Origin of the sequence: Methyloceanibacter marginalis (assembly GCF_001723295.1) — a bacterium.
Taxonomy (GTDB): domain Bacteria; phylum Pseudomonadota; class Alphaproteobacteria; order Rhizobiales; family Methyloligellaceae; genus Methyloceanibacter; species Methyloceanibacter marginalis.
In genome coordinates, this window is sequence record NZ_LPWD01000334.1 from 1 (window position 1) to 11,035 (window position 11,035).

Annotated in this window: 13 protein-coding genes and 1 pseudogene; 7 read left to right on the forward strand and 7 right to left on the reverse strand. The window is 65.6% G+C overall.

The window, feature by feature from the left end:
* The 3 genes from AUC71_RS11980 to AUC71_RS11990 all read left to right on the forward strand — a co-directional run.
* Positions 1 to 1,411 (forward strand): polysaccharide biosynthesis protein (locus AUC71_RS11980; RefSeq protein WP_069624450.1); only part of this gene is annotated, 1,411 nt, incomplete at its 5' end.
* The gene (locus tag AUC71_RS11985) at positions 1,408 to 2,697 is read left to right on the forward strand and encodes an MraY family glycosyltransferase (protein ID WP_141701652.1); all 1,290 of its coding nucleotides are present in this window, start codon (positions 1,408 to 1,410) and stop codon (positions 2,695 to 2,697) included. The genes AUC71_RS11980 and AUC71_RS11985, both read left to right, overlap by 4 nt.
* Positions 2,697 to 3,632 carry an NAD-dependent epimerase/dehydratase family protein gene (locus tag AUC71_RS11990; RefSeq protein ID WP_069624451.1) on the forward strand — a complete coding sequence of 312 codons (936 nt, stop codon included), beginning with the start codon at positions 2,697 to 2,699 and terminating at the stop codon, positions 3,630 to 3,632. The genes AUC71_RS11985 and AUC71_RS11990 overlap by 1 nt, the downstream gene beginning before the upstream one ends.
* On the opposite strand, the gene AUC71_RS11995 is transcribed toward AUC71_RS11990, so the two are convergent.
* Complete coding sequence (locus AUC71_RS11995) at positions 3,629 to 4,777, reverse strand: glycosyltransferase family 4 protein (protein ID WP_083238322.1); 1,149 nt, start codon at positions 4,775 to 4,777, stop codon at positions 3,629 to 3,631. The two genes, AUC71_RS11990 and AUC71_RS11995, sit on opposite strands and share 4 nt — an antisense overlap.
* Before the next feature lie 179 nt (positions 4,778 to 4,956).
* On the opposite strand from AUC71_RS11995, the gene AUC71_RS12000 reads away from it, so the two are divergent.
* Positions 4,957 to 5,262: a hypothetical protein gene (locus tag AUC71_RS12000; protein WP_141701653.1), complete on the forward strand. Its 306-nt coding sequence runs from the start codon at positions 4,957 to 4,959 to the stop codon at positions 5,260 to 5,262.
* Positions 5,263 to 5,391: 129 nt separating this feature from the next.
* Positions 5,392 to 6,072 carry a nickel/cobalt transporter gene (locus AUC71_RS12005; protein WP_069624453.1) on the forward strand — a complete coding sequence of 227 codons (681 nt, stop codon included), beginning with the start codon at positions 5,392 to 5,394 and terminating at the stop codon, positions 6,070 to 6,072.
* A 10-nt stretch (positions 6,073 to 6,082) separates the two neighbouring features.
* Here the strand turns inward: AUC71_RS12005 and AUC71_RS21350 are convergent, their stop codons facing one another.
* Genes AUC71_RS21350 through AUC71_RS21360 form a run of 3 tightly spaced genes read right to left on the reverse strand, consistent with a single transcriptional unit; the run spans position 6,083 to position 7,730 of the window.
* On the reverse strand, positions 6,083 to 6,862 hold the full coding sequence (locus AUC71_RS21350; protein WP_244500932.1) for a tetratricopeptide repeat protein: 780 nt from the start codon (positions 6,860 to 6,862) through the stop codon (positions 6,083 to 6,085).
* Positions 6,802 to 7,218, reverse strand: coding sequence for a hypothetical protein (locus tag AUC71_RS21355; RefSeq protein ID WP_244500933.1), 417 nt, complete (start codon positions 7,216 to 7,218; stop codon positions 6,802 to 6,804). The genes AUC71_RS21350 and AUC71_RS21355 overlap by 61 nt, the downstream gene beginning before the upstream one ends.
* Positions 7,164 to 7,730 (reverse strand): cytochrome c3 family protein, encoded by a 567-nt coding sequence (locus tag AUC71_RS21360; RefSeq protein WP_244500934.1) that lies wholly within the window; start codon positions 7,728 to 7,730, stop codon positions 7,164 to 7,166. Before AUC71_RS21360 ends, AUC71_RS21355 begins: the two co-directional genes overlap by 55 nt.
* A gap of 107 nt (positions 7,731 to 7,837) precedes the next feature.
* On the opposite strand from AUC71_RS21360, the gene AUC71_RS21365 reads away from it, so the two are divergent.
* Positions 7,838 to 8,638, forward strand: coding sequence for a hypothetical protein (locus AUC71_RS21365; RefSeq protein WP_244500935.1), 801 nt, complete (start codon positions 7,838 to 7,840; stop codon positions 8,636 to 8,638).
* A gap of 35 nt (positions 8,639 to 8,673) precedes the next feature.
* Positions 8,674 to 8,988, forward strand: a complete 315-nt coding sequence (locus tag AUC71_RS12015) for a hypothetical protein (RefSeq protein ID WP_069624454.1) — start codon at positions 8,674 to 8,676, stop codon at positions 8,986 to 8,988.
* Between the two features lie 52 nt (positions 8,989 to 9,040).
* Here AUC71_RS12015 and AUC71_RS12020 read toward each other — a convergent pair whose 3' ends face one another.
* From AUC71_RS12020 to AUC71_RS12030, 3 genes and pseudogenes are all read right to left on the reverse strand, one after another.
* Positions 9,041 to 9,460, reverse strand: coding sequence for a hypothetical protein (locus tag AUC71_RS12020; protein ID WP_141701654.1), 420 nt, complete (start codon positions 9,458 to 9,460; stop codon positions 9,041 to 9,043).
* Positions 9,461 to 9,470: 10 nt separating this feature from the next.
* Positions 9,471 to 9,794 (reverse strand): hypothetical protein, encoded by a 324-nt coding sequence (locus tag AUC71_RS12025; protein WP_141701655.1) that lies wholly within the window; start codon positions 9,792 to 9,794, stop codon positions 9,471 to 9,473.
* Positions 9,795 to 9,979: 185 nt separating this feature from the next.
* Positions 9,980 to 11,035 (reverse strand): annotated as a pseudogene (locus tag AUC71_RS12030) (sulfatase-like hydrolase/transferase); the annotation flags it as partial.

Consider the following 11,035-nt stretch of genomic DNA (forward strand, 5'->3'; position numbering starts at 1 on the left):
CGCGGTGCTTTGGGCGCTCATCGTCCTCATGAGCGGCATCAAAGGGCAGCCGCGGTCCGTCGTCGTCATCTACGCCTTGATCGCCGCCGGCCTCATTCGCCTCAGCCGGCAATGGGCTGCCTCGTTGCTGCTCAAGGCCGCGCCCCAATTCAAGCCCATCCGTTCCGATCAGCGGAAGAACGTCATCATCTACGGCGCGGGCCCGATCGGCATCCAACTGCTTCGCGCGCTGAACGAGACCGGCGGCTACCGTCCCGTCGCCTTCATCGACTCCAACACGTCGCTGGCCGGCCAGGTGGTGCACGGCGTCAAGGTGCTGCGGCCCGAGAAGATCGGCAAGGTCATCGCCGATGAAAGCGTGGATGAGGTTCTGCTCGCGACACCCTCGGCGCTGCGCGGCGAGCGCCGCCTTGCCTTGAAGGCGCTCGAAGCCTTCCCGGTGACGGTCAAGACGCTGCCGGCGCTGGAGGAGATCGCCTCGGGCCGGGTGGAGGTGAGCGATCTGCGGCCGATCGACGTCGAGGACCTTCTCGGCCGCGATCCGGTGGCCCCCGACTTGGAGCTGCTGACCGCGCAAGTTCACGGCAAGGCCGTGATGATCACCGGCGCGGGCGGCTCCATCGGCTCGGAGCTTACCCGCCAGCTGTTGCGGCTCGGCCCGAAGACGCTCGTGTTGTTCGACGTCTCGGAAGCGGCTCTGTACGAAATCTCGCTGGAGATCGAGGGCATCCAGCGGCGCCTGCAAAAAGAGGGCGACGGCGCCGGGGCCGTGACAACCGTGGTGCAAATCCTCGGCTCGGTGCTCGACCGCAAGCTCGTGACGCGCACCATCGAAACGAACGGCGTCGAGGTGATCTATCACGCCGCAGCCTACAAGCATGTCCCGATCGTCGAGGTGAACCCGTTCGCCGGATTGCAGAACAACACGTTCGGTACGCTGGTGGTGGCGGAAGCCGCCAAGGAGCTTGGGGTCGAGCGCTTCGTGCTGGTGTCGAGCGACAAGGCGGTGCGGCCGACCAACATCATGGGCGCGAGCAAGCGCCTCGCCGAGCTGATCCTGCAGGCGCTCGCCCTGGATAATGGCAGCACCATCTTCACCATGGTGCGGTTCGGCAATGTGCTCGACTCGTCGGGCTCCGTGGTTCGGCTGTTCCGCAACCAGATCCGAGCCGGCGGGCCGGTGACGGTGACCCACCCGGAGGTGATCCGCTACTTCATGTCGATCCCGGAAGCCGCGCAGCTTGTCATCCAGGCCGGCGCCATGGCGACCGGCGGCGAGGTGTTCGTGCTGGAGATGGGCACCCCGGTGAAAATCGACGATCTTGCCCGCACCATGATCCGTCTCTCCGGGCTCGACGTGCGGGACGAAGGCCACCCCGACGGGGACGTGGATATCGAATACGTGGCTTGAGGCCCGGCGAGAAGCTCTTCGAGGAGCTGCTTATCGGCGAGAACGCCACCGGCACAAACCATCCGCGCATCTTCAAGACCTCAGAGCCGATCCTCCCCTACGAGGACTTGCTCGCGGCATTGGAGCGGGTCGAGGACGCCATCCAGCAGGTGGATCTCGCCGAACTCCAGGACATGCTGCGCACCACCGTGGAAGGCTATGTGCCGGCAGGCGCGGTTCACGCGGTCGCGGCCGGCAAGGACGAGTGGCAGCCGGCATCGCGGACGTGCACTGAGCCTATGTTCGAGGCCGATTTCGCTTCCTGCGTCGCCGTCGTGACCGCCAGCGCCGTCCTCAGCGCCGGGCTGATCTTTCTGCTGAAGCCCCTGCTCGCCCGCCACCTGCTGGCGCATCCCAACGAGCGCTCCTCGCACGCCACCGCCACGCCGGAAGGCGCGGGCTACGGGGTGATGGGGGCGCTGCTTGCGGTCTGTACGGCTCTCCTGCTGTTCGCCACGCTGCCGCCGCCCAGTCTGATCCCCGTGCTGGCGGGCGCGGCCGTGCTGACCGTGGTCGGCGGACTGGACGATGCCCATGCGCTCGCTGTGTCGTGGCGTCTGCTGGCACAAGCGCTCGTTGCCCTCGGTGTCGTGCTGCTGATGCCGCAAGACTTCCGCCTGTTGCCGGATCTGTTGCCGCTTGGCCTGGAACGCGCGCTTCTGGTGATCGGCGTGGTCGGCTTCGTGAACGCCATCAATTTTCTGGACGGCCTCGACTGGATGACCGTTGCCCAGGTCGTGCCCATGACGCTCGGCGCGGCGATCCTGTGCGGGCTCGGCGTGTTGCCGGTCAGCATCGGGGTCCTGGCGCTGACCCTGCTCGGCGCGATGCTCGGCTTCGCGGCGTTCAACAAGCACCCGGCGCGGATCTTCCTCGGCGATGCGGGCAGCCTGCCGATCGGCCTGGTGCTCGCCTATATGCTCATCTACGTGGCGGAGGCGCATATCGTTTCCGCCATCCTGCTCGCGCTCTATACGCTCGCCGACGCCGCGCTGACCTTTTTTCGCCGCTTGCGGAACGGCGAGCGCGTGTTCTCGGCGCATCGCTCGCATTTCTACCAGCGTGCGGTGACGCAAGGTTTGCGCGTGCCGCAAGTCACGGCGCGGGTGTTCTGGCTCGGGCTGTGGCTGATGACGCTGGCCATTGCGGCGGCCCTGGCGCGGACGCTCGCCGCGGACATCAGCGCGTTGTTGATGGGTCTCGCCGGCGTGTGGTTCGTGCTGTTCAATTTTGCGAAGGGACGCTGATGACGAAGCGCGTTCTCATCACCGGGGCCTCCGGCTTCATCGGTAAGGCGCTCGTCACCGCGCTGGCCAAACAGGGCCACGCCGTGCGGGCGGCGGCGCGCGATCCCGCGCGCATCATCGCCGCGAGCGACGTGGAACGCGTGGAGATCCCCGATCTCGTGGGCTCGCTGGACTGGTCGCCCCTTTTGGCCGGCGTGACCCATGTCGTTCATCTCGCCGGCATCGCCCACGCGCCGGGCACTCTGCCCGACGACGTCTACACGCAGATCAATGCGGAGGCCGTCGGCACACTGGCGCAGCAAGCCAAAGGCAAGGTCGAGCGGCTCGTGCTGATGTCGTCGGTGCGGGCGCAAGTGGGGATTTCGGCGGAGCACATCATCACCGAGGCGGATACGCCGGAGCCCACCGACACCTATGGCCGCTCCAAGCTCGAGGCCGAGCGCCTGCTGGCGGCGAGCGGGGTCCGCTACACGGTGCTGCGCCCGGCCGTGGTCTACGGCAAAGGCGTGAAGGGCAATATCGCCGCGCTCGCCACCATCGCCAAGACGCCGATGCCGCTGCCCTTCGGCGGGCTCGACAACGAGCGCTCCCTGCTGGCGCTGGAGAACCTGGTCTCGGCGGTGGCGCATGTGCTGGAGACGCCGCAAGCCGAAGGCGAGACCTATCTCGTGGCCGACGCGAGGCCGATCAGCGTCGCGGACATGGTGAGCGCCATGCGCGAGGGCCTCGGCAAGCCGCCGCACCTCGTCAGCGTGCCGCAAGGCGCGGTCAAGCGCTTGATGAAATCGTTCGGCCGCGAAACCGATTGGGAGCGGGTCTCCGGCCGTTTCGTCATCGATGCGTCAAAGCTGATGGAGACCGGCTGGCAGCCAAGCGTCGAGACCCATGCCGGCATCGTGCGCATGATGCGCGCGGAAAATGGCGCCGCACATTAGCGCCCGATCAGACGATCATAGAGCGCGACGGTCTCCTGGCCGATGGCACGGGACGAGAATTTCGTCTCTGTGAGGCGGCGCGCTGTTGCGCCATAACGTTCGCGCAAGCTCTTGTCCTCGGCGAGGCGCAGCATCGCTTTTGCCAGCGCGTCCGCATCGTCCACCGGCACGAGTATGCCGGTCTGATCGGGGATCGCGATCTCGCGGCAGCCCGGCACGTCGGTCGCCACCATGGCGCGGCCGCAGGCAGCCGCCTCCAGCAGGCTCTTGGGCAGTCCTTCGCCGCCGCGCGAGGGCTGCACGGCGAAGTGCGCTTGCTCCCAGACCTCACGCACGTCCGCCACGTGGCCGAGCCAGACAATGCCATAGAGGCTCGCAAACTCGCGCAGCTGCTCGGGCACGAGCGAGCCCGGGTTCTCCGAGTCACAATCGCCGGCGAGCAGCAGGCGGAGCTTCGCGCCGTCTTCGGTCGCGCGCCGGTAAGCCTCGATGAGGGTCATGACGCCTTTGTGCTTAAGCATGCGCCCGACAAACGCGGCTGTGACCGGCGGGGGCGGTTCGGGAAGCGCCCGGTACTTCTCGATGTCGACCCCGGAGCCGGCAATGATGGCGATCTGGCCGGAGGGGACGCCGAGGTCTCTCACAAAGTCGCGGTCTTCCGGGTTCTGCATGACGGTGCAGCTCCGCGCCCGCCGCAGCAGACGTCCGAGCGCGAACTCGACAATCTTTCGGGTGAAGGCGCTCGACCCGCTGCCGTCCACGAACAGCGCCCCGAGGCCGGTCAGGCTGTTGACCACCGCCGTCTCGCCGAAGCCCAGACTGGCGATGCTGCCGAGCAGAACCGGCTTGAGGGCCACGTTGTGGACGATGTCCGGTTTCAGCTCCCGATAGAGCGCCCTGAGCTGGCGCACGGCGGCGAAGCTGTCGCGCAAAGAGAGGCTGCCCCGGCTCCAGGCGAGCGGATGGGGCACGAAGCCTTCGGCCTCGATGCCGGTCTTGCCCTCCCGGATCCGCGCCGCCACATGGACCTCGAACCCGGCCGCTGCTGCGCGCGCGCCATGGGCAGACGATGGGACAGGAAGTACCAGTCTTCGGTGACGACGTAGAGGATGCGCGGGGCCATGACGGATCGCTTTTATCCGCATGCGACCTCCGCCGCAATTTTTGCCGCGTCTTCAAGGCCTTTGGGGCGGAAGGCAGGGTGTTGCGGTCAGGCAACGCCTCTTTGGCTGCACCGGGAGAACCCCGATCCACGTCTGGCATAGCGCGGCAAATCACGCTAGGATTGCACCAATCGAGCGAAAAACGCGGCTTAGAGGGAACAATGAGAATACGAGCTCTTGTCCTAGCGCTTTGCGGCGCCGCTGGTCTGGCTTTGCTGCCGGCGGGCGCGCAGGCTTTCGAGATTCAAGGCGAGGATGCGGAGTTGCCGCAGAGCCCGGCCGAGGCGCTTGGCCTGAACCCGGTCTATACGCTGCCTCAGTTCGAGGGCAGCTCGCTGGCCATGCCTTATGCGAGCAGCCCCGATGACACCGGCTTCGTGTCGGATTACGGCAATTCGATCGCGATCCCCGCGCCCGGTCTGAGCCAGCCGACCCCGGCGTGGCAGTCGAGCCCGTTCTTCCGCTAGGCCTTACCGCTTCCGTATGCTGCCGACGGCCGCGCGGCTTGCGCGCGTCGCTTGCCGCGTGCGTGCACCCGTGTAACACCCCCATTCCATGCACGACGTGATGGCCCTCCAACAGTGGCTCCATCAGGCATGGCGCGCGGACTCGGCGACGTGGCCGGTGGCAATCCCTGGGCCATCATCGCGGCGATGGGCGCCGCCATGATGTTCGGCGTGGTGCACGCGCTGATGCCGGGGCACGGCAAGACCGTGCTGTTCTCCTATCACCTCGGACAGAAAGGCAGCCTCGCCTCCAGCATCGCCAATGGGGCAATCCTGGCGCTGACGCATGTCGGCATCGCCATCGTGCTGATTCTTGCGGGCTTCGCGGTCATCAGCAGAGCGTTTGCGTATGGCGGGCGCACACCGCAATTCGAGACGGCGAGCGGCGCGCTGATCGTATTGATCGGCGCGTTCCTACTGTGGCGGGCGAGTGCATTCGCCCATGAGCATGCGCCTTCCGGTAATGGCCGTGTTCTGGCTTTCGTGACAGGGCTGGTGCCCTGCCCCCTGACGACGTTCATCATGGCCTACGCGCTCGCCCGCGGCCTGCTTGGCGCCGGACTGGTGGTGATCGCCGCCATGGCCGCCGGCATGGTCGTGACCATCGCAGCCGTGGCGGTCACCGCGACCGTGTCACGCGGACGGCTGATGGCGTTCTTCTCGCGCACGGAAGGCTTGCGCGAACGGCTCGGGCGCGGGCTGGAAATCGGCAGCGCCGCCTTGGTTCTGCTGTTCGGCGTTTGGCTGATCGTTCAGGCGCAAGCCATTTGACGCGCCTCTCCTACCCGCCGAGCTCTTCCTTGAGCGTGGCGATCATTCGTTTGAGACCCTCGTTGTCAGGCTCGATCGCCGCGAGCTTTTCGGCATAGCGGAGCGCGGCGGCCGGATCGCCGGCCGCGCGGGAGAAGTTGATCAGCGCCAGCAACGTGTCGCGGTCGCCTGGATGACGCTGCAGGCTCTCCTCCAATACCGCGATCGCCTCGGCGCGCTTGCCGGTCGATTCGAGCCCGACCGCATAGACATAGGCATAGCGGGCGCGGCCGGGCTCCAACGCTGCGGCCATGCGCAGTTCCTCGACAGCCTCGTCGGGCTTCTTGAGACGCACCAACGCCAGGCCAAGCGCGTAGTGCAGGCCGCCATCGTCCGGCGAGAGCTCGAGCGCCTCGCGCAGAACGGCGACGCCGTCTTGATCGCGGCCGCTCTGGCGGTAGAGATCGGCAAGGTTGACGGCGGCCGGCGCGAAATGCGGGCTCAGACGCAGCGCCGCGCGGTATTCGGCTTCGGCTTTGGCGACCTCGCCTTTGCGTGCGTAGTAGCGGGCGAGCAGCGCGCGCGATTCCGGCCGGTCGGCATTGAGCATTTGCGCCGCGACGAATTCCTTCTCCGCTTTCGCGAGCCGCGTCCGGTCCCGTTCGGAGAGGCCTTGGCTTGGCGTGCCGGCGAGCAGCAACGCGGTCTGAATGCGGACGCCCCGCACGGGATCGTCGAGGAGCGGCGCGATCAGAGGCCAGAGCTGGTTGGGCGGCGCCGTCTCCAAATGATCGAGGGCGGCAAGACGCACCAGCGGATCGGGGTCTGCGAGCCCATCGCGCACCAAGCTTGCGGTTTCCCTGGACGGATAGCCGCGAGCTCCTGAAGGGCGCTGGCGCGAGCGAAGGCCGGCGTAGCCTTGTCGGCGGCCACGCTTGCGAGAAGCGTTGCCGCGTCCGGGGCACCGGACCAGGCCGCATGGAAGGCCGGGCCGAAGTCTTGGAAGCCTTTGCGCTCCGGACCGTACCACTTCTCGATGGCCGCGGCCGCCCAACCGGCAGACTTGTCCGTGTGACAATCGGTGCAGGCATTGTCGACGCCGAGGGTCTCGGTCAGGTCGGGGCGCGGCACGCGAAAGGCATGATCGTGGCGCACGTCGATGACCATGAATTTCCGGGCCGGCATGTGGCAGGCGACGCAGGACGGCGCGTCGGCGCCTCGTGATGCGTGTGGCTGACTTCCGCATAGCTGCCGGCATGGCATTGCAGACAGACCTGGTCGCCCTTGGCGCGAAGCTTGGCGCTGTGCGGGTCGTGGCAGTCGCTGCAGGTGACGCCCGCGGCAAACATCTTGGATTGCTTGAACGAGCCGTAATTATAGACCTCGTCCAGCATCTGCCCGTCCGCCTGATAGAGCCCGCGTGCGAGGAGCGAGACCTGATGGCTGTCCGACAGCGACCTGCCCGGCGCGAAGGCTTCGGAGATGATGCCGCGCCGCGCATGGCAGCGCCCGCACATCTCGACTTCTTTGCGCAATCGCTCGGGCTTCGTGCTGCGCTTGGGCTGCCCCGTCGGCCCATCGCGCGTCCAGGTGACGCCGCTCCGCTCATCGAAGCGCGCGAGCAGGCCCATGGCGTTGTCGTCCTTGCCGAACGGCGACCATGCTTTCGCCCAAGCCACATGGGCCGAGCCCTCGCCGTGACAGGCTCGCAGCCGATGCTGATCTCCTTCCAAGTGGTGTGGAACCTGTCCGTCTTCGGGTCGTAGTTCTTGGCGACGCCGGTCGAATGGCACTCGGCGCACATAAAGTTCCAGTTCTGGTTCAGCTTGGTCCAGTGGAGCGGATCGTCGTGGCCGATATGCTCGTTCGGATAGAGGTGGAACCAGCGCTGGCCGCCCTCCTCCTCGGTCCGGCTGTCCCAGGCAATGGTCAGCGCCTGAACGCGTCCGTCCGGAAACTCGATGAGATATTGCTGCAAGGGTTCGAGCCCGAAGGTGTATTTGACCTCGAACGTGCCGAGCGTCCCGTCCGGCCCGTCGGTCTCCACATAGAACTTGCCGTCCTTTTTGAAGAAGCGCGATGTCGTGCCGTAATACTCGAAGGTGGCATCGTCGAAATCGCCGAACACGGTCTCGTCGTTCGCGTGCGCCATGGCGTGGGCATGCTGCGACGGGCTCCACAGGGCGGCTTGATCCTGGTGGCAGGAGATGCAGGTCTCGGTGCCGACGAAGGCAAGGTTCTCAGGGGCCAATTCCGCGGGCTTCGAGGGCGCGCGCGCGAGATAGTCCAGCCCGAGCCCCGCCGCAACGACCACGACGGCCGCGAGCCCCGCGGCGATCCACAACCTGAACTTATGGCGTGGCGGGGCGTCGCCTTCGTTCTCAGGCGCCTTGGGCTGGGCGCGAGCGGCTTCGAAGCCTTTGCCCGCGGCGAGGATTTGGATCTGCGGCGCGCCACCGTCTCTCTCAAGCTTCCGTTGGGGCTGGCAGGGAAGCGCGAAGGCGCCGGCAAGTCCACACCCCAAAGTCGTCGTCCTGTCGCCTTGATGCGGCCCTGGAGGGAACCCAACGATCGGCATGATCGTTAAGGCCCTGCCGAATCCACATCAGAGGGGAACCGTCAATGCGTGACATCCGCGAAGATTTGCAAGAGCGCATCAATTTCCTTAGCAACCAGATGAGTTCCGCGCGCGCCGCGTTCGATCGTGAGGTCGAGCAGATCGAGAAGGAGCATGAGAGCAAACTCAAGGGTTTGAAGGCCAACCTTGAGGCCGTGAATAGGCTCATCGGCGCCGAAGCGAAGCGCCTCGGCAACACGGCGGACGTGCCCAAAGCGCAGCCGCAACCGCAAGCCCCGAAGGCCGAGCAGCCGAAGCCTCCCAAGGCCCGGCCCCGGATACCCTTAGCCGATTTGATTGGGCTGCAACGCGCCAGCTGAGTCTTGGAACGGCGGGCAGTTGAATACCCGCCCGCCGTTACCCGTATTCCGCTTAGAGACCGTCCACACAATCACCGACCAGGGCGAGCGTCGCGTCCCCGGTCGTGATGCCGGCGTGGAACTTTCCGGTCTTCGTGGAGATGGCCGCACTGAAGGAGCGCGGCGAGACTTCGTTGCGGCCAATCCCATGCAGCAGAACGAGATCGCCCGCCTCCACCATCTCCTTGATATCGATGTCTGTCGGGTCTTGGTCCAGATCGTCCGAGGTCATGACTTTCTTGTCGAAGTCGAGTTTGAGCACGGGCGGGAGATTGACATCGTCGTTGGGCACGCGCTTGCAGCCCTCCACGTCCACGCATTCAAAGATGTCGGTGAAGGCGCATGTATAGGTGCCGCTAGCCGCCGAAGCGGACGCCGGCACGGCGAACAGACAGAGGAGCCCGAGGCCCGCTTTCAAAATCACAGATCGCATGGTTTGGCTCCTATCTAGCAACGGCGTAACCGCGGCCTTCAAGGCAAAGCGCCCCGGCCCGGAGGTAGGCGTTGTAAAGCTCGGCGAGGCGGCGTTTGTCGGCGGACGTGGTCGCACCACCAAACGCGCCCGATCCCCAGCGGGGATCCGCGCCGCCGGTCGCGATGTCCATCGCTCCCGCGACCTCGAAGATCGTCCTGGTTCTGACGCCAGCCTGTTGAGCCGCGAAGATGGCCGACGGATCGAAGCCGCTTTGCTGGATCGCCCATTCGTTGCACGCCGCGCGGTCCTTGTTCTCCTGTTCCGGCGTCACGCCTTCCTTGTAGATCAGCAAAGCCCGGCCACTCCCCAGCTGGGCCTGCACGTAAGACGCGGTTGCCCCGGCCGCCAAGACGGCGAGCGCGCAGCAAACCAATAGATGACTCATTCGCTTCATAGGGGTTCCTCTCCTTGGTAAGCGTGGAGATATTAGCTCAAAAAAAGACAGGCGACCCATCGCCGGGCCGCCCGTCTTATAGCTTAGTTACCCGTAGGCAGGCCGATGCTGAAACCATCCTTGGCCAGCTGTTCCTGGAGGGACTTGAACAGCTGGTATTTCGAGATGGTGATCGGCCCTGTATAGGTCTCGCTCTGTAGCTTGCGCGGCGGGTACTTCACGTAAGTCTTCATCAGCTTCGCCACAGACTCGTTGGCCGGGACGACCGCCCAGGTACTCTCCGTGAACGTGGTCATGAAGATGTCGTAGCGCTCCTGCGGGTCCGCCAAGAGATCGAACACCTGCGGCACGGTGGCGACATACTCGCTCGCCCCTTTCCAGCCGAGATTGGTGTCGACCGCGAGACCGCCCGTCTCCGCGCCGTCGGCGCCGCGGAGATTGAAGACGTACTTGAACTGGTCCACACGCACGCGCCCGGCGACAGCTCATCTTCCGTGAAGTAGAACCAGGCCGGACGATCCGACTTACCCTTCCCAGTCCAGACCGGCGTCATGTCGTAGCTGTCGAAGATGATCGGCTGACCGTCGCGGTCCTCCTTCGGCAGGTCCACGCCGGCCACGGAGGCGAAGGTCGCCATCAAATCGAGCGTGCCGAGGACATCGTCGCTCCTGGAACCGCCTTCGATCTTGCCGGGCCAGCGCACCATGGTGGGAACGCGATTGCCGCCTTCGCGGACCGTACCCTTGGTGCCCCGGAACGGCGTGTAGCCGGCGTCGGGATAGACGTCCTGCCAGGCGCCATTGTCCACCGTGTAGAAGACGATGGTGTTCTCGGCCAAGCCCAGCTCGTCGAGCTTCTTGAGCAGATTGCCGACCCGTGTATCGAGCTCCACGACGGCATCGGCATATTTCGATTTCGAGATCGACTTATGCTCGAACTCCGGTGCCGGCATGTTCGGCTGGTGGTTCTTCATGAAGTTGACGTTGATGAAGAACGGCTTGTCGGACTTGGACGCCTCGTCGAGGAATTCGAGCGCGGCCTGCTCCACATATTCGTCGAGGAACGGAATGCCGACGACGCCCTTCTCCGGCGTATTGACGTACTCGCCGTTGACCTTGAAATCCTGCACCGGCTTCTCG